Origin of the sequence: Flavobacterium sp. FlaQc-49, assembly GCF_044005985.1 — a bacterium.
GTDB classification, from domain to species: domain Bacteria; phylum Bacteroidota; class Bacteroidia; order Flavobacteriales; family Flavobacteriaceae; genus Flavobacterium; species Flavobacterium cupriresistens.
This window is the reverse complement of the sequence record NZ_JBIPCS010000011.1, coordinates 1-18739: the sequence shown is the minus strand read 5'-3', so window position 1 is coordinate 18739 and position 18739 is coordinate 1. Positions and strand designations below refer to the sequence as shown.

The window sequence follows — 18739 nt, the reverse complement described above, 5'->3', positions numbered from 1 at the left end:
TTGACTTTCGCCAAACCTTTGAGTATAAATTATAATCTTACGATTACAACAAAGCGTCTAAACTATCTGCATAGGTTTGTTTCGGAGCAACTCCTACTTGTTTCCCTACTACTTCACCGTTATGAAAAACCAAAACAGTTGGTATGTTACGCACACCATATTTTGCAGCAAATTCCTGGTTTGCATCTACATCTACTTTCCCAACAACTACTTTTCCTGCGTATTCGTCACTTAATTGGTCAATGATTGGACCAACCATACGACAAGGACCGCACCATGCTGCCCAAAAATCTACCATTACCGGTTTATCTGATTTCAAAACTACTTCATCAAAAGTAGCATCTGTGATTGCTAATGCCATAATAATTTCATTTAAAGTTCATCCCTTTGATAATTCTCCGGGAACATTTTCTAATTAGTTCTTTAACTTGGGTACAAATTTAGAAATTTAAAACCAATCAAGCGCCATTCGTAAATTAGTTTTCATTATAAATGCATTGTCATAAATTATACCAATAGTAAATTCTTTATTCCCACACCCTGAATTACAAGTCATTAAAAGACATCTTTTTAAAAATACTTTCCTTTTTTAATGTATCTTTAATAATTCGGAAAATTCGTTCAGATGAAAGCAACTTTACTTCAAATAAAAGATTTTTTGCAATCAGTGCATTTTAAAAAATATGCGAAACGCTTTGGCCTTTTTGTCTTAGGATGTATAACGCTCCTTTTTATTACTTCGGGCGCTTTGTCTTTTTATTTCAATCGGAATAAACCGGAAATTATAGCCAAAATCAATGCTAAAATCAACGAAAATATCAATGGAGAATTTCATATTGGCGATTTTCAATACAAGTTTTTAACTGGTTTTCCGAACTTTACGCTGGCCTTAAAAGAAGTCGAACTCAAAGACAAACAATGGAAAACGCACCACCATACCCTATTAAAAGCAAAAGAAATTGAAGTCCGTTTGAATGTCTGGAGTTTGCTGCAACACGAAATCAACATTCGTAAAATCCTGATCAACGAAGCCGACATTTATCTCTACAAAGCCGCAAACGGTTATTCTAATTCTGATATTTTTAAATCTAAAAAGAAAAAATCACCGGAAAACAAATCTGAAACAGAAACCACAATTGGTCAAATCAACCTCAACAACGTTCATTTTATTCTGGACAATCGTGTTGGTCATAAACTTTTTGATTTTGATGTTGCGAGTTTAAAATCAAAGGTAGATTACGATGGTGACGACTGGCAAACGGATTTGTTTTTAAAGACTACTGTTAAAAGTTTAGCGTTCAATACCGTTCATGGGAGTTTTGCCAAGCAAAAAATACTTCAAGGTACTTTTGACATTTCGTACTCGTCTGAAAACCAAAAAATAAGCGTAGACACCCAAGGCTTACAAATCGGAACGGATTCTTTTGACATCATTGCTTTTTTTACGGTTGGCAAAACAAATTCACCTTTCGGAATCAATATCGGAACTACCATTTTATGGCAAAATGCGTCGAACTTATTATCGGATAACATCAGTTCTAAGCTTAACCGATTTAATTTAAAAAAAGAAATCAAAGTCAATTGCGACATCAAAGGGGATTTTAATGATCAGGGCGACCCCAGAATTGTCGTTCAGGCCGAAGTCGCCAATAATGAACTCACTATTCCCGACGGACTTTTTACCGATTGTAATTTCAAGGGGATTTTTACCAATAATTTCAAGCCAAAAGAAGGCTTCAATGATGCCAATTCAGCTATTGTTCTGAGTCATTTCTTTGGGAAATATCAAAAAATGCCCATTAAAATTCCGCAAGTTGTCATCAATAATTTAGAAAATCCCATTGCTACAGGAAACATGAGTTCCGATTTTGACATTCAGAATATCAACGAAATGTGCAGTGACAAATGGATCAATTTTACAAGTGGTCATGCGCATGCGGGTTTGAAATTTCAATTTAATATTGTCGATTTGTACATCACCAAACCCCGATTTACCGGTGATGTCAATATCAGCAACGCTTCTTTTGATTATATTCCTAAAAAGATTCATGCTAAAGAAACCAACATTCAGCTCAACTTTACTCAAGAAGCACTACTCATCAAACAAATTACCTACAAACATAAAAACAACAGTTTTCGCATAGACGGAAAAATCGATAATTTCCTGAATCTCTATTACGATGCTCCCGAAAAAATGGTGATCAACTGGAACATCTATTGCCCGAATATCGACGTCAAACAATTTCTGGGAATTCTAAAAAACTCCCAATCCAAAAAAGTAGCGCAAAAACCGGTTAAAAATGTCAATTTTTCGAATCAAATGCGCTCCGTAATCGAGAAATGTGCCGTTGTTATTAACCTCAAAGCCGACAAAATCAATTACGGAAAACTAACCGCTACCAATACCTCAGCGACAATCCAGATGATTAATTCGAAGCTATCTTTAAAAAACGGTTCGTTACAAACTTCCGGCGGATCGATTGCTTTTAGCGGGTCGATTGAGCCACGAGGGAACAATTATACCTTTCAATCTAACGCACAGGTTAATCGGGTTGATATTGCAAGTTTTCTGCGTTCGTTCAACAATTTCGGAATCCGTTCTTTTAGTCCAAAAGACATCAAAGGAAAACTCAGTTCCCATGCCAATGTTACCGGTTTAATCAACGACAAAGGCGAACTCATCACCAATTCTATGACCGGAAATCTGGGCTTTACTGTCAATCAGGGTGCCTTACTGGACTTTGAACCCATTGTAAGGATTGGCAAGTTTGCGTTTCCATTTCGCGATGTCAAAAACATTACTTTCAGCGATTTGTCGGGTAATGTAAATCTACGCGGAGAAAGAATCGACGTTCATAATTTAACCATCAGTTCGAGTGTTTTAAACTTCGACGTCGAAGGGATTTATTCCTTTGGCCGTGGTACCAATCTGGCCCTCACCATTCCTTTACGAAATTCCAAAAACGATGTAAAACTCGCCAGCAAAGCTGAGCGTGATGCGGTTCGGGAACGTGGGATTGTGCTGCATTTGATTGCGCTGGATGATGAGGGGAAGATGAAGATTAAGTGGGGGAAGAGGGGGAAGTAAATTTTTCCTTCTAAAACATCAGAATTTTCAACAAAAACATTGTTTTATATCTTTTATTAAATAAATTTGGAGAAAAAAGAAAAACTTTAAAAAAAGTCCCAATTTTGATTATCAAAAATCTCTTGAAAACATTTACAACTATTATCTCTGTTTCAAAAACCGGGAATAAATAATTCATATTTCAAGATTATTTAATTATGAAAAAAAAATCCAATCTTAAAGCTGTCGATTTCTTTTGCTCAGGTGGTGGAATGAGCCACGGAATGCAAAAAGCAGGAGTTAAAATTCTTGCCGGTATTGATTACGACAATACGTGTCAAGAAACTTATGAAGCAAATATTAAAGGAGCAAAATTTATACATGCAGATGTTTTTGAATATCAACCTAAAGAACTTGAAGACCATCTTAACTTGAAAAAAGATGATGATAATTTAATTCTAATAGGTTGCAGCCCATGCCAATTCTGGAGTGTTATAAATACAAAAAAACAAAAATCTGAAAAATCAAAAGATCTATTAAAAGAATTCAGGCGTTTTGTAGAATACTTTATGCCTGGTTATGTAGTAGTTGAAAATGTACCGGGTGTTTTCAGAAAAAAAGAAGAAAGTGGACTACAGGATTTTATCGATTGGTTAAAAGAAGGAAACAAATACAAAGTACATTGTAAAATTCATGAAGTAAGTAATTACGGTGTACCACAATATCGCAAACGATTTACACTTATAGCAAACCGAATTACAGAAGATGAATTAGCTCCGGTTCGTGCTCTTGGTGAAAAAATAACAGTAAAAGATGTCATAGGAGAACATAATGGGTTTCCAAAAATAAACCCTGGAAATAAAGATTCCAGTGATTTTATGCATACAACATCCGGTTTATCCGAAATTAACCTAAAGAGACTCGCCCTCACGCAAAAAAACGGAGGAACTCGAATGGCTTATGTTTTTAACAAAGAATTAGCCCCTAAGTGTCATTATGGCAATACAAAAGGATTCAAAGATATTTATGGTAGAATGTGGTGGGAACGACCATCACCAACTATTACAACTAAATTTTTCAGCTTTTCAAACGGTAGATTTGGTCATCCTGATGAAGATCGTGCCATTTCTTTAAGAGAAGGGGCTGTCTTACAATCCTTCCCAAAAGATTATGCATTTAAAACTAAGACCATTGCAAATACAGCGCGTATGATTGGAAATGCTGTACCACCTAAATATGCCGAAGCAATTGCTAAGGCAATAATAATAAATCATCAAAATGCAATTTAGAACCAAAGCAAGAGCAGTCGATTTATTAGGGAAAGGACAAATTGCCGATTTACCTACAGCCATAAGTGAATTGTGGAAAAATGGCTATGACGCTTACGCTAATCAATTAAAAGCGATTCTCTATACAAAAGGCTACGAAGATGTAGAAAAACCTTTTTTTGTTCTCTCAGATAACGGAAAAGGAATGTCTCATGATGAACTAGAAAACAAATGGTTAATTTTAGGAACTGACTCTAAAAGTAGAAACAAACCTCCTGAAAAAGGAATTGATACACTATGGAAAGAGCCACGACCAATAATGGGAGAAAAAGGAATAGGAAGGCTATCTGTTTCATATTTAGGCTCACCAATGTTAATGCTTACTAAAAAAATTGGACATCCATTACAAGCTCTTTATTTTGATTGGAGAGTTTTAGAAAACTATAATCTTTTTTTAGACAATGTTAATATTCCTATAATTTCAATTAAGAATGAAATTGATTTTTTTCAATGCTTAGAAACTTTAAAGAAAGATTTTTTAGCAAATTTCTACTCTAATAATCCCAATATCGAAAGCGCAAAAAAAGAAACAGAAAAGAATTTCGCTCATTGGGCTGATCAAAAAGAATTACTCGATAAAATTATCAAAAGCACTCAAGAATTAACTTTACCATCTTTCTTTACTGATGAATTAATTAATGATTTCATAGGAGATACAGATGAAATACATGGAACAAAGTTTGTAATTTTTGAACCAGATGAACAATTTCTACTATTAAAAAAATGGGCAAATCAACAAAACAACTCAGACGATGAGGATATCGAAACCGTTGAAGATATTAGAACCGGCCTAGTTGGTTTTTTTAATGAATTTAAATATGATAATGATAACACGTTTCTTGATACAAGTTTTATAATTAAAGATAATACAGGAGAAAGAGATTTTATAAGCAATAATTCATTCTTTACATTAGATGATTTTAATAATTCAGATCATCTAATTGATGGAGAGTTTGATGAATTCGGAACATTTAGAGGTACGATAAGAATCTATAATGAAATTGTTACTGACTATATTTATCGTCCCAATAAACCTATTAATCAAAAATCTTCCTACGGAACATTTAAATTAAAACTGGGTTATGTTCCTGGTATTACAGAAACATCACTTGATGAAAACATTTTTAGATATATTGATGCAAAATTAAAAGCTTTTGGAGGATTATATATTTATCGTGATGATTTAAGAGTTTTACCTTATGGTCGACCTCACTCGGATTTTTTAGAATTTGAAGAGAGAAGAACTAGAAGGGCTGGATCTTATTTTTTTAGTTATAGAAGAATGTTTGGTTATATTGACTTAAAAAGAGAAAATAACCGTCCATTAAATGATAAAGCAGGAAGGGAAGGATTCATAAAAAACAAAGCATACCGAGAATTCAAAATGGATCTCATAGGTCTATTCTTGAATCTTGCAAAGGAATATTTCGGAACTGATGCGAAACAAGATATAAAGAAAAAACAGTTAGAAGAATTTAAAGATGCTAAAGCTTCAGAAATTGAAGAACAAAAACTTGAAAAAGAAGAAAAAAACAAATTTAAAAGTTATCTAAAAGCTTTCCCTAATGAATTAGCAAATTTTAATTCTAAATATCTTATTCTTAAAACTGAACTAAAAGACAAGCTACACGATTCAAATGTTATCTATCAAGATATACAACAATTACTCAGACAAATCGACAAATTAAAGGCTGATTTTGAAAACTTAGAGCCCAAAAAACCAAAGAGATTTTCAATGGATTCTAGAGATCGTGAAAGATTCGAAGAAGTCAACGAAATCTATAATACTTCTAAATTAGAGTTTGACTCTATTAATAAAATTAGAAAGGAAGCACACGATAAGATAGCAGAAGAACAGCTATTAAAAGAATATGAAAACAAATTTCGTAATTACAATGCATTATTAAATGAAATTACATCTAAAAGTAAATTAGATTTAAAAAAAGCATTCGAAAACATAGATATTGAATTTGAAAAAACTGAAATTACTTTTAAAAGTAACTTAGATAGAATATACAAAGACAACGTCCCTTTTCCTGCTTCAAGAGAAAATCTGGAAAGAAGTCTGCAAAATTTAGAATTTGAATTTTCTGATTTACGTTTAAAATATCAAACCGTTCTTGATGCAAAGTCAGATCATCTTTTAAGAATTAATTTTGAAATAGATGATGATGCATTAGTTGGTTACTATAAGAATAGGTATGAAAAAGCGTTAAAAGAACTTGGTGATTTTAAAAATTTAGCTCAATTAGGTATTTCAGTGGAAATTATAAATCATGAATTAAATACAATGTATAGCCAGCTTAGTACATCAATTAATGAAATTCAAAAATATTTAAAAGATAGTAACGAGGCTAATAAACACTTCAAATATCTTAAAAATGCCTTTGAGCATTTAGACACAAAATATCAATCTCTAAATCCTCTTTACAGAAAATCAAAAAGAACAAAGAAATACATTAAAGGATTTGAGATAAAAGAGTACTTAAAAAACTTTTTTGAAGAAACGTTCAAAGACGAAAAAATCAATTTTCATTCCAGTAAATTATTTGATAATTCTGAGACATACTCATTTGAATCTGTTTTATTTCCTGTCTTTGTGAATGTCATAAATAATGCTATTTATTGGGTTAGATCTTCAAATAATCCAGAAATCTTACTTGATTATATAGAAGAATCAAAAACGATGATAATTTGCAATAATGGAATTCAAATTAAAGACGCAAGACTGGAAGAGATTTTTGATTTATTTTATACAAGAAGAGAAAAAGGTCGTGGAATAGGTTTATACCTCTCAAAAGATAGCCTAAATACTGTTGGATTTGACATTAAAGCTACAAACGATAAGAAGTTCAACATTTTAAATGGTGCTTCATTCATAATAAGCCCAATTAAATAGAATTTAAAAATATGAGTATACCACTTACATTTAACGACGTTGCTAAAAATATCATTAAGGAAACTATAAATTCAGCTATTTTTATTGATGATCACGCATTGGAAAATTTTAAATCTAAAAATTCAAAATATAAAGATGACAATAATAGAACAATAACCCTTTTTAATGATTTTAAAAAAAATAGATGTTTGCTGCACTCTTTTAAATTCACAAAAAAAGGTTGGAAAGAAAACAAAAAATTTTACTTAAAGAACAAAGATTTATTAATCTTGGATTGGCAACTTGTTAAAGAAGATCATTCTGAGGCATTAAAAATATTAGACGAAGCTGTATCAGAAAAAAGTCTTCATTTCATATGCATATATACTAAGGAGGCACTAGATGCTGTAAAAAACGAAATTAATAGATTCTTTTTAGGAAATATTAATGAAGTTGTGAAAAATGAAATAAGAGACTCCCTAAATGACACAAATCTAAATGAGTATTGGGATTTTGATTATCATGAAGAAGAGTGGGAACAACTAGATACATCAATAAACAATATAATCAATGCTAAAGAAAATGACATTGAAAGCCAAATTGAAGAGTTTAGAATTTACTATAATTTAGAACCTGAAATTATTAAATCTATTATAGATTTAGATTCACTGAATCTTATGTCCGCATTTGCAAGATTAAGAACTGCATTATCAAAAGAAAACCTAATTTTCTCAAAACATTCTAATCATAATTTTTTTAAAAAATCTTTAGATGATGATAATACATTCTATATCGGGCATACAATTATAAAAATCTTTAAAAAAGATGTAGTGACTGGAGATCAACTTTACACCTCTTTCTTATCCTCATTTCTTAAAGAAAAAAATATATTTCTTTCTTTAATGGGATTAGAAATGCGAAACAGATTTCGAGAGAATTCAGCATTCATTGGAAAGGATTTTGATGACTTAAGTGAAAATGCATTTTTTTATCACAAAAACAACAATGGAGAACATCCATATATATTCTTTGATTTTTTAAGAGAAATATTAAAGGATCAAGTAGCAACTTTTATGTATGAAAAAAATCTTGACTTATTTGACGTATTAGAAGAATATTTCATCTCGATAGACGGACGAGCAAAACTTGCGGGTTTTGAAGCTGGTGGAAACATTCAAACTTTTAAAAAAGAAGTTTTTAAATTAAATTACTTTTATAATAGAATAAATATTAATCATCGATTAACAAATGATTTTTTAAGATTTGGTGACGTTTTTAAAACAAATATTCCTAGTTTTGATAAAGACCAAAAGCCAATTTTATTGGAACGTTTTTTTATATGTATTACCCCACATTGCGATTGTTTAAGACCTAAAGAAAAAATTAAAAATCAATTTTGGTTTGTTGAAGGGAAAAAAGAAGAATCACAAGAAAGTGTTTTAAAGAAAACCGATGGTAAATTCATATCGTTTGTAAAAGAAGACAACTCTACCGAAATTATTGCCATTAATTGGATAATGAAAGAATTTTGCCAACCGTTCACAATGTTGGTCCCTAATAATAAATTTACCGATAAAATTAATGCAAACTATTATGGCACCAACTTGGAATTCAAATTTATTGATAGCATAAAAGAAAATTATACCCAGCGTATAGCAAATGAAGCTTTCGGATACCCCATGAGAGTTGGAATTGATTATGTTAAAAAATAAAAATTGGAGTCTTTTGAAAAATCACTAGAAAAAGAGCTTAATTACCTAAACTCATTTTTAGATAATCAAATAAGTATTGGACTACTTGTTCATTTTATTAGAACTTTAGATTATCTTTTTATTGGCAATTACGACCAAAAAGAAAAGTGGGACTTATATATGGATTACGGGTTTTCACAAATTTTAAATAGAGTTTATCAAAAGCTTGATATAAACTATGATTTTCTGAGTAAGTTTCAGACAAATCAATCTGATTTTGATTACTGTTTCAATAACTTAAAAAGTTACGGCCAATATAGAATGGTTGAAAGGTTTTCAGAAATGAATTTCCAAAATTTAGCAACTATTAAAATTAAAAAACCAGAAGAGTATATCGTAGAAGTCGATTCAAATTTAGTAGCAACCGATAAATATGAAATGACACAATTCGAATCGTATTTTCAAGAAAAACAAAATTTATACGATAATAGTAGCGAAAAAGCAGAATACTGGAACAAAAAAATAAAAGATAAATTCAAGAAAAAAGTATTTATTGGCAAGTTTAATTACATCGGTTACGACTCAACACCTGAAATTGACGATCATTATAATATCAAAGGCAATATTCATTTAAATACTTCACAACTTTTTGATGACTTTGATGAAAATTTTGAATTTGGAGGCATACCATACAAACAACATGTCACTGTAGTACAAAGCTTAATGGGTGTAGCTCTAAAACACGTAGATGCGTGTTCCATCCTAAATGAAAGTAAAGATATAAATGTAATTGATCTTTTGCCTACCTGTGATATTCAAGAAACTATAATTGACCAATATTCAGACTACTTGCAAATTCCCATAAATAATATTCGTGAAATTTTTAATCTTTTAACTGTAACTCCGGAAAACATACATCACTATTTAAAAGCAGATAAATCATTCTCTCCTCCTTTTATTAAAATAAGCAATTTATATACATTAAGATCTATAAAGGGGTGTCTTTACCATCCAATAACATTTCTGCAAAAATCTCTCAGCATTAAATATTCAGCTGATTATTCAAGAGGTTTAAACATGAGAGAAGATATATTCAGAAATGAATTATATTCATTGTTTGAAGAAGAAAGGATTATAAAAATTAATAGAAGTGTCAAGATCAAAATAAAGAATGAAGGCATAGACACCGATATTGACGCCGCCCTTTTTGATCCAAAAAGTAAGCATTTGGCATTAATACAATTAAAATGGCAAGATAAATATTCTACAAATTTAAAAGAACGAAACTCAAGATCCAAAAATTTATGTAGTATGGCCAATGAATGGGTAAACAAAATTGTTCGATGGAAAGATATAACTAACCAAAAAGAAATTTTAAATGCATTAGGAATTTATGAATACAAAAACTTCAATAATTGTAGTATCTTCGTAATTGGAAGATATAATACTCATTTTTCAGATAAAGAAATAAATGAGAATGCAACTTGGGGTTCATGGTATCATATTTTAGCTTTAAACAAACTAAAATTAACTCTTGACGATCCAATTATGGAACTAAAATTAAAACTTGAAACAGATTCCCCAAGAAGTAAAAATATAAACATTGCGGAGGAAGAAATAAGCCTTCATACTTTTAAAGTTGAGTGTAAAACTAAACCATAATTATAAATTATTGTTTTTTGAAAATTTTTCCCATCTCAAGTTTAATGCTTCTTTACTCGGTCTTTTATGTTTAAGTATTAATTGCAAAGATTTATTTTCCAAAACTTGGTAACCGTCTTTTTTAATAGTTTTACTCAAATATACTTTTAACTCAGTAGGTTCAATTCCAATCAAATCTAAATCAAAAAGAGTATGAATATCAGCTCTAAGCAGCAAACCATTTGTAGCATGATTATCTTTTTCTCCTTTGTAAGGATTAATGTGAGCTGCTTCTAATATATCCAGTATTTCACAACCGGTAATAACACATTTATTGTCATACATTTCCCTTACTTCATCTCTGAATTTCTTTTGCCCTCTTCGTTGTATAATAGACTTATATACTTTTACTCTTTCATCATTTTCCCTTGGAAAATAATCATCAGATAAAATTTCACTTAAATAATTCTCGGAATCCTCTGCATTCGGATAACTTAATTCTGTTTTTAGTTGTTCAATTTCAGTCTTAAAATAATCCTCAAAAAAAGATTCCGACAAGCTTTGCATGGACATATTTCTATTGTATTTTTTATCAAAATATGGTCTTAGTTTACTTACTTGAACTTTTTCTTTCGGAATAATGAAAGTACTACCATAAAAAGCTTGATATCTTACAACGTTAACAATTTCAGAAATAGGCTCTTCGAATTCATGTCCCTGATTGCATCTAAATTTCGGCAGCTTAGTTTTTCTCTCTTCATAATTTGTATTCCCACAAATTGGACATCTTCTCCTATCTTTAGTAGAATCATTTAAAATAATCCTTGAGATTTTGGCCAGACCTAAAACTTCTTTTTTATTTACAATTGCGACAATATCACCAGTTTTAATTTGTTTATGATTTGGAACCGAATTGTCATAAACATATTTAATTTTAAATTCATCTGCATAACCGTCATTACTTTTGTATGACTGTTCTTCATCCGAAACCGATTTTAAAGCCCAATACGATGTGGTATTTTCTAACTTAGGCATTTGTTTAATTTTATCTAAAAATAAGTTTTTATTTTTAGATACGTTAATTATCTTTAAAATATGGACAAATTAACTCCAGAACAGCGCTCCAAAAACATGCAAGCTGTCCGTAGCACAAATACCAAACAAGAAGTTTGTTTGGCAAAAGCATTATGGAATTTAGGATACAGATATCGAAAAAATAATAAGAGTGTCTTCGGCAAACCCGATCTAACCTTCAAGAAGCTAAAAATAGCCATTTTTGTAGATTCAGAATTCTTTCATGGGAAAGATTGGGAAACCAGAAAGAAACCACAAACCAATGCTGAATTCTGGATCAAAAAAATCGAAAGAAACATACAGCGGGATATTGAAGTAAATGCATTTTTAGAATCTCAAAACTGGAAAGTTCTGCGCTTCTGGAGCGACAATATAAAGAAAAACCTCAATTCTTGCATCTTGGAAATTCAGCAAACAATAATCGAAAGACAACCCTCAAAATAAAAAAAGCCACTTTCTCAGTGGCTTTTTTACATTGAATCATTCAACATCCAAATAAGGATCCAGAACCTCAGCTAATTTATTCAGCCAGTAGAAACTGTCGTCGAGATTTAATTGATCCGACTGTAAGGATTCATTTTCTCGCATAACATTTAAGGCAAGCAGATAATTTACTTGACGAATTGTTTTAGCCATACTTTTAAGATCAATTGATTCATTAAAGAAATCAATTAATCTTAATTCTGTTTCTTTCGAAAGGGTGTTTGTACTCATAATCTGAAAGTTTAGGAAATATAAAACCCGCATAGATTAGCTGTCCTACGCCTTTCAGAGCGTTGCGGTTGTTTCCAATACCACCAGCATACCATGCGGGAAAATCTTTTAAAATCATAATCTGAAAGTTTAGGACTGCAAACATACAAAACTTAAAAAAATGTAAGCAATTTCCTTAATTCATGACTTCTGCTATTTTATAACTGTTCATTAGAATCCCTTCTTTCGTTTTTTGGATACAAAATAAAACCAATAAAGAAGACAAACCACAAAATATAAAACCCGTATAGCTTAGCTGTCCTACGCTGTTAAGTTGGCGTTGCAGTTGTTTCCAATACCACCAGCATACTATACAGGTAGAAGTTTTTCGAATTCAGATCCTTAAAATTTAAGACTGCTAATATACCCAAAAAAAATTACGCTACTTACATGGGTTTCTTACAATTTAGTCTCATTACTGCTGCGGAACTTCGCATGTAATTCCTCTTGCGCCGAAATTGACAAACGAGGCGTAAAATCTCAAAAAAAAATCTTAATGTTTTATTAACTCAATTGTTTTTTAATTGATAAAATAATAGCTTTGAGAAACAAGATTTAAACCAATCAAGTATTAAACATATAAACAATAAGTAATATGAAAATTCAAATTAACACCGACAAAAACATTGAGGGACACGAAAGATTAGAGGCTTATTTTTCTGGTGAATTAGAAAAAACACTGGCTCGTTTTGAAGACAAAATTACACGCATAGAAGTACATTTCGGAGACGAAAATGGGGAGAAATTCAGTCTGCACGACAAGAAATGTGTTATTGAAGTTCGTACCGCAAAATTGCAACCGGTTACAGTTACAGAACATGCCGAGAGTATCGAAAAAGCCTTTCAGGGTGCCTCTGCTAAAATTAAAAAATCACTTACTACTACTTTCGAAAAAATGAAAGCGTATTAATTCATATACTAACAACTAAAAAATGGCATTGTCTTACGGGATAATGCCATTTTTTAGTTTTCAGCTGTTTTTCCTGCTCTCAAAATTTATCAATCAATTAAGATAATAATAACGGTTTTCGGTATTGCATGAAGTAAATTTGCAGCCCCTAAAGAGAGTCTTTTTTACCTTACATGAATTGATTACTGTTTTAGGTTTTTCAATAACAAATCATTTAAAATACATCCATGAAAAAGCAACTACTCGTATTACTAACAGCAATTTTTATTGGCTTTGGTGTAAATGCGCAAGTAAAAACAACCGAAACAACGGTACTGGTTCTGATTCATTCTCAAAACGGAGGAACCTATAAAATGGCAAAAGCAATCGCCGAAGGAATTCAGGATTATCCGAACTCAAAAGCAATACTTAAAAGAGTTCCCTCGATAAATTCAAAAGAAAAATTAAACGCTGATGTAGAAAAATTACCTGTTGCAACGATAGAAGAATTAGTCAATTATGATGGAATCGCTTTTGGAAGCCCCGTTCATTTTGCTAACATCAGTGCAGAGATGAATTCTTTTTTCAGTCAGAGTATCCCACTTTGGACTTCAAGAGCTTTAGAAGGAAAACCGGCAACCGTATTCATGTCCGCAGGATCGGGAGCAGGAAAAGAAGCCGCCATTTTATCTTTTTGGAATATCCTTGCCTCACACGGGATGATTATTGTGCCAACAGGGATTATGGGAACTGCAACTTTAGACAAAACCGTTCCACAGGGAAATACGCCTTTCGGCGCTACTTCATTGGCAGGATCAACGGGAACAAGACCTTCACCAAGCGAATTGAATCTAGCGAAGGAACAAGGAAAAGCTTTGGCCAGAGCTGCTTCAGGATTGAAAAATACCGAAAGCGCTAAAATTCTAAAAACAACTTCGGTAGAATCTAAAGTTGGTTTTGACATCAATAAAACGTTAAAAGACAATAACATTACACTTCCGGAGGCTCCAAAACCGGTTGGGAATTATGTGCCGTTTACCATTTCTGATCATAAAGTTTACATCAATCAAGTGGCTTTAAAAGATGGTAAAATTCTAAATCCCGGTAAAATTGGCGCAACCGTTACAGATGAACAAGCCAAGGAAGCTACTTATCAAACGATGCTAAATGTAATTGCGGTGCTAAAAGAAGCTTGCGGTGGTGATTTAAACAAAGTAAAACAATGTGTGCAACTAACGGGTTATTTTAACACTACTCCTGAATATACGCAACATGCGGCGATCATGAATTCGGCTTCGAATCTTACTGCTTTGGTTTTTGGAGAGAAAGGCAAACATGCCAGAGCTACAATTGGTGCTTTTTCTTTGCCAATCAATTCGGCTGTGGAGATTCAGGCGGTTTTTGAAATCGAGTAAGGGGTTGGAAATTCCAATTTTTTTAAATTCCAAATTCCAAACTTTTGGAGATGCAGAGGTGTAAAGGTGCAGAGGAACAAAGGTTAAAAAACTGACAACTCCTTTGTGTTAAAACCAGTTTTAAAAAATACGAATCCTCTTCCTGATAAAATTTCTATTTTATACTATTGTCACCCTGAGCGAAGTCGAAGGCTCGTTAAGTTAAAAAGGGGCTTCGACTTCGCTCAGCCTGACATTTGGAGGGGGAGAGAGGGAACTTTGCGATTTTGCTAGAACCCAAAAGCAAGAAGGCTTAAAAACCTATGACAAAATAAAAAACCCGAATACAAACTTCTGTATTCGGGTTTCTATTTATATGAAATAATGTTTTACGATTTTGGTAAAGGTGCACCAACGGCAACATCACAACGATGTCCTGGTTGACCGTGTGCGGGATTCATTCCTTCGGCTACTTTTGTTTCGGTTTCAGTACTTAATAAGGCTGGAACTGCATTGTTTGCAGCTGGTGGTGTTACGGTAAATTTCTGTGTAGAAGTTCCGCTTTGTGAAGGGGTTCCTGCTTGTGAAGTCGCCACTGGTTTAGCACCTGCCGGAGAGTTCAATGGTGATCCGACCGGAATATCACATCTGTGTCCGGGTTGTCCGTGTGAAGGATTCATTCCTTTAGCAACTTTTACAGGAGCTGCGGCCGTTGTTGTCGTTGTAACTACAGGCTGATTCGGTTTTACTTGTACCGGTTGCCCTGCAGTTGTTTGCTGCGTTTGCTGTGCTTGTGTCGGAGCTGAATTTAAAGGCGCTCCAACGGCAATATCGCAACGATGTCCGGGTTTTCCGTGAGCCGGATTTATCCCTCCTGTTGCATTCATAACCGTATTTTGATTGGCAACGGGTGCCTGAACTACCGGATTGACTTTCGTCGTATCTTTCATCAATCCTAATTTTATCAATTCTGATGTTGGAGTATTCTCCTGTGGTTCCAGTTCTTTTTTACAAGACACTAAAACTAGAGAAGAGATAACCAGGGAACTTATAAAGATTTTCGGGTTCATAACAGTAGTATTTTAAAGTAATCAAATATACTGGTTTTTGATTGATTTCTAATTTGTATTTTATTAAAAAAAATTGAAACCATATAAGTGATGTAAGTTCATATTAATAGTATGCTAAACTTTAATGGGTTTGAAATCTTTGTCTTGATTTAACCGCAAGGTGCGCAAAGGTCTACGCAAGGTGCGCAAAGTTTTTTTCACAAAGCTTTGCGGACTTAGCGTTTAAATAAACACAGCAATAAAAATTCTTTGCGCACCTTGCGGTTAACCCTCACACAGAACCACAAAGTTTATATGAACTTATATCACTTATAGGATTTAAAAAACTTTTACTATATTTCTTAACTCTAAAACCAAATAATCTCACTTATGAAAAAAGCACTGTTACTCCTACTCTTCATCACCACTTTTACGAATGCCCAAAATGTCGAAAAAGACAAAATCAATCAAACCCTTAACAGTTGGCACAAGGCTGCTGCCGATGTAAAGTTCGATGCTTATTTTGATTTAATGGCCGAAGATGCCATTTTCATTGGTACAGACGCCACCGAAAATTGGGTAAAACCGGACTTTAAAACATGGGCAAAACCTTTCTTCGACAAAGGAACAACTTGGAATTTCACCACCTTAGAACGTCATATCTTTTTTGATAAATCCGGAAAAACAGCTTGGTTTGATGAATTACTGAATACACAAATGAAAATCTGCCGCGGATCAGGTGTTTTGGTAAAAGTTGGGAAAGAATGGAAAATTCAACATTACGTTTTATCCATGACTGTTCCGAATGACGAAGTTGATGCCGCCATTAAAATAAAAACTCCAATTGAAGACGTATTAATCGCAAAACTTCAGAAAAAATAAACATTTCTCCGTTTTCTTATTACAATTATAACTTTTCGAACCTCTTATAGAAGTAATCTCTCATATACTTGTAACACATTTATCAATTAGGGCTCTTTTTTTGATAGTCAAAATAGAATACTATCAAAAAAATGAGCCTTGTTTTGAAAAATTAACTAAAATTAGACAATAACCCCTGTTTTTCAAGCCATTAAATCCTTAATATTTATTTTTTCATAACTTTAACCCTAAAAAAAATAGGGTTCACACAAAGTATTTGAAAAATGAAAATAGAAAAACGCTGGATCATTTCCTTTATTATTATCAGTATTGTTTGTATTACGGGAGCCTTTTGGCCAACTGTTACAGAAAACAATTATGTATTGTCTGAATTTGGCACCACCGATCATATCGTTCCTGCCGATGTAGCCTGGATGTTGACATCCTGTTGCCTGGTTTTGATTATGACTCCGGGATTGTCTTTCTTTTATGGCGGAATGGTTGGCAAGAAAAACGTTATTTCGACTATGTTACAGAGTTTTATCTGTTTGGGGGTTGTAACACTTTTATGGGTAACAGTTGGTTTCAGTCTGGCTTTTGGTGATCCTGTCGGTTTTGGCTCAGGAGACCATTTTTACAGTTTCTTTGGCAATCCGACCACTTTTGCTTTTATGGATTATGTGGGCGTTCTTCCACATAAAAAACTGGCCAGTACGATTCCGTTTATGTTATTTGCTTTGTTTCAAATGAAGTTTGCCATAATTGCTCCGGCGATTATTACGGGTTCATTTGCAGAACGCGTTCGTTTTATTTCCTATTTAATTTTTATCAGCTTATTTACTATTTTCATCTACGCCCCTTTATGCCACGTGGTTTGGTATCCGACCGGTATTTTGGGAAGTTATTTTGGCGTGAAAGATTTCGCCGGAGGAACTGTAGTACACATGAGTTCGGGTTTTGCAGCACTGGCCGGAGTTTTGGTTTTGGGAAAAAGAAAAAACAGTTTACATATCCCCACCAATATTCCTTTTGTATTGTTAGGAACGGGTATGTTGTGGTTTGGCTGGTTCGGATTCAACGCCGGTTCTGCTCTTGCTGCCAACGGAACGGCTGCAATGGCATTTGCGACTACCACTACTGCATCGGCAGCAGCAATGTTGACCTGGGTTTTCTTTGACAGAATGAACGGCAGAAAAGTTTCGGCTTTGGGAGCTTGTATCGGAGCTGTTGTCGGATTGGTTTCTATAACGCCTGCTGCGGGTTATGTTTCGGTTCCTGAGAGTATGTTTTTTGGATTTATTACGGCTTTAGTCTCCAATTCTGTAGTCAATTGTAGTCTTTCCAGAAGATTTGATGATACGCTAGATGTTTTTGCCTGTCACGGTGTTGGTGGTATTATGGGAATGATTCTGACTGCTATCTTTGCTCATGGCGAAAATGCCAGTTTATTACATGGTGGTTGGAGTGTATTTGGGCATCATATGATGGCATTGGTTTTGGTTTCGATCTTTACTTTCTTCGGAGCATATTTCCTGTTCAAAGTAACCAATTTCATTATTCCGTTGCGTGTTTCTGAAGAAAACGAACATATTGGTTTGGATTTATCACAACATGACGAAACACTCGATCCAAAATTATTAGCGGTCGCGGAAGTAGAATATCATTAAAAAAAACTAACACGAATTACATTGATTTTCACTAATTTTTTATGCTCTAACACTTAAAAAAATCCGTTTTTATCAGTGCTTTGCTCCAGCAAATCCGTATAATCAGCGTCTAATTCTGCGCAAGCTTTGCACGCGGATCAAACCGATTCGCTTTCGCGAAGACGCGGATTGAACACGGATCTTCTATTAGATTTTAAAACTGAGAATAATCTTGAAATTTGCCGCAAAAAAATAGAATTAGGCTCTGTAGAAGTAGAATATCATTAAAAAAGGCTAACACGAATTACACTGATTTTCACTAATTTTTTATGCTCTAACATTTAAAAAAATCCGTTTTTATCAGTGCTTTGCTCCAGCAAATCCGTATAATCAGCGTCTAATTCTGCGCAAGCTTTGCACGCGGATCAAACCGATTCGCTTTCGCGAAGACGCGGATTGAACACGGAT

General features: G+C 33.2%; 14 protein-coding genes. 10 read left to right on the top strand and 4 right to left on the bottom strand.

Annotation, left to right across the window (positions count from 1 at the left end; translation table 11 throughout):
* Window positions 1-43 precede the first annotated feature (43 nt).
* Complete coding sequence (gene trxA / locus ACHRV3_RS18705; protein WP_012023423.1) at window positions 44-361, bottom strand: thioredoxin; 318 nt, start codon at window positions 359-361, stop codon at window positions 44-46.
* Between the two features lie 264 nt (window positions 362-625).
* Here trxA and ACHRV3_RS18700 point away from each other — a divergent pair, with 264 nt between their 5' ends.
* The 5 genes from ACHRV3_RS18700 (at window position 626) to ACHRV3_RS18680 (ending at window position 10626) form a co-directional block, all read left to right on the top strand.
* Complete coding sequence (locus ACHRV3_RS18700) at window positions 626-3088, top strand: AsmA family protein (protein WP_395435868.1); 2463 nt, start codon at window positions 626-628, stop codon at window positions 3086-3088.
* A gap of 197 nt (window positions 3089-3285) precedes the next feature.
* Window positions 3286-4356, top strand: a complete 1071-nt coding sequence (locus ACHRV3_RS18695; protein WP_395435869.1) for a DNA cytosine methyltransferase — start codon at window positions 3286-3288, stop codon at window positions 4354-4356.
* The gene (locus ACHRV3_RS18690; RefSeq protein WP_395435870.1) at window positions 4346-7294 is read left to right on the top strand and encodes an ATP-binding protein; all 2949 of its coding nucleotides are present in this window, start codon (window positions 4346-4348) and stop codon (window positions 7292-7294) included. The genes ACHRV3_RS18695 and ACHRV3_RS18690 overlap by 11 nt, the downstream gene beginning before the upstream one ends.
* Before the next feature lie 11 nt (window positions 7295-7305).
* Entirely contained in the window at window positions 7306-8985 is a 1680-nt protein-coding gene (locus tag ACHRV3_RS18685; RefSeq protein WP_395435871.1) for a response regulator receiver domain, read from the top strand.
* Between the two features lie 3 nt (window positions 8986-8988).
* Window positions 8989-10626: a hypothetical protein gene (locus tag ACHRV3_RS18680; RefSeq protein ID WP_395435872.1), complete on the top strand. Its 1638-nt coding sequence runs from the start codon at window positions 8989-8991 to the stop codon at window positions 10624-10626.
* Here the strand turns inward: ACHRV3_RS18680 and ACHRV3_RS18675 are convergent, their stop codons facing one another.
* Window positions 10627-11640, bottom strand: coding sequence for an HNH endonuclease (locus ACHRV3_RS18675; protein WP_395435873.1), 1014 nt, complete (start codon window positions 11638-11640; stop codon window positions 10627-10629).
* Window positions 11641-11700: 60 nt separating this feature from the next.
* Between ACHRV3_RS18675 and ACHRV3_RS18670 the strand changes: the two genes are divergently transcribed.
* Window positions 11701-12123: a very short patch repair endonuclease gene (locus tag ACHRV3_RS18670; RefSeq protein WP_395435874.1), complete on the top strand. Its 423-nt coding sequence runs from the start codon at window positions 11701-11703 to the stop codon at window positions 12121-12123.
* A gap of 36 nt (window positions 12124-12159) precedes the next feature.
* Here ACHRV3_RS18670 and ACHRV3_RS18665 read toward each other — a convergent pair whose 3' ends face one another.
* Window positions 12160-12393 (bottom strand): hypothetical protein, encoded by a 234-nt coding sequence (locus tag ACHRV3_RS18665; protein ID WP_395435875.1) that lies wholly within the window; start codon window positions 12391-12393, stop codon window positions 12160-12162.
* 634 nt (window positions 12394-13027) lie between these two features.
* Between ACHRV3_RS18665 and ACHRV3_RS18660 the strand changes: the two genes are divergently transcribed.
* On the top strand, window positions 13028-13342 hold the full coding sequence (locus ACHRV3_RS18660; RefSeq protein WP_047777697.1) for an HPF/RaiA family ribosome-associated protein: 315 nt from the start codon (window positions 13028-13030) through the stop codon (window positions 13340-13342).
* A gap of 227 nt (window positions 13343-13569) precedes the next feature.
* Window positions 13570-14736: an NAD(P)H:quinone oxidoreductase gene (wrbA, locus tag ACHRV3_RS18655; RefSeq protein ID WP_230004322.1), complete on the top strand. Its 1167-nt coding sequence runs from the start codon at window positions 13570-13572 to the stop codon at window positions 14734-14736.
* Window positions 14737-15104: 368 nt separating this feature from the next.
* Here the strand turns inward: wrbA and ACHRV3_RS18650 are convergent, their stop codons facing one another.
* Window positions 15105-15785: a hypothetical protein gene (locus ACHRV3_RS18650; RefSeq protein ID WP_395435876.1), complete on the bottom strand. Its 681-nt coding sequence runs from the start codon at window positions 15783-15785 to the stop codon at window positions 15105-15107.
* Window positions 15786-16154: 369 nt separating this feature from the next.
* Between ACHRV3_RS18650 and ACHRV3_RS18645 the strand changes: the two genes are divergently transcribed.
* Window positions 16155-16646: a nuclear transport factor 2 family protein gene (locus ACHRV3_RS18645; protein WP_395435877.1), complete on the top strand. Its 492-nt coding sequence runs from the start codon at window positions 16155-16157 to the stop codon at window positions 16644-16646.
* 263 nt (window positions 16647-16909) lie between these two features.
* Window positions 16910-18292 (top strand): ammonium transporter, encoded by a 1383-nt coding sequence (locus ACHRV3_RS18640; RefSeq protein WP_395435878.1) that lies wholly within the window; start codon window positions 16910-16912, stop codon window positions 18290-18292.
* Window positions 18293-18739: the final 447 nt, after the last annotated feature.

Coding starts and splice junctions, on each gene's coding strand:
- trxA (WP_012023423.1), bottom strand. CDS start 361: ATGGCATTAGCAATCACAGATGCTACTTTTGATGAAGTAGTTTTGAAA.
- ACHRV3_RS18700 (WP_395435868.1), top strand. CDS start 626: ATGAAAGCAACTTTACTTCAAATAAAAGATTTTTTGCAATCAGTGCAT.
- ACHRV3_RS18695 (WP_395435869.1), top strand. CDS start 3,286: ATGAAAAAAAAATCCAATCTTAAAGCTGTCGATTTCTTTTGCTCAGGT.
- ACHRV3_RS18690 (WP_395435870.1), top strand. CDS start 4,346: ATGCAATTTAGAACCAAAGCAAGAGCAGTCGATTTATTAGGGAAAGGA.
- ACHRV3_RS18685 (WP_395435871.1), top strand. CDS start 7,306: ATGAGTATACCACTTACATTTAACGACGTTGCTAAAAATATCATTAAG.
- ACHRV3_RS18675 (WP_395435873.1), bottom strand. CDS start 11,640: ATGCCTAAGTTAGAAAATACCACATCGTATTGGGCTTTAAAATCGGTT.
- ACHRV3_RS18670 (WP_395435874.1), top strand. CDS start 11,701: ATGGACAAATTAACTCCAGAACAGCGCTCCAAAAACATGCAAGCTGTC.
- ACHRV3_RS18665 (WP_395435875.1), bottom strand. CDS start 12,393: ATGAGTACAAACACCCTTTCGAAAGAAACAGAATTAAGATTAATTGAT.
- ACHRV3_RS18660 (WP_047777697.1), top strand. CDS start 13,028: ATGAAAATTCAAATTAACACCGACAAAAACATTGAGGGACACGAAAGA.
- wrbA (WP_230004322.1), top strand. CDS start 13,570: ATGAAAAAGCAACTACTCGTATTACTAACAGCAATTTTTATTGGCTTT.
- ACHRV3_RS18650 (WP_395435876.1), bottom strand. CDS start 15,785: ATGAACCCGAAAATCTTTATAAGTTCCCTGGTTATCTCTTCTCTAGTT.
- ACHRV3_RS18645 (WP_395435877.1), top strand. CDS start 16,155: ATGAAAAAAGCACTGTTACTCCTACTCTTCATCACCACTTTTACGAAT.
- ACHRV3_RS18640 (WP_395435878.1), top strand. CDS start 16,910: ATGAAAATAGAAAAACGCTGGATCATTTCCTTTATTATTATCAGTATT.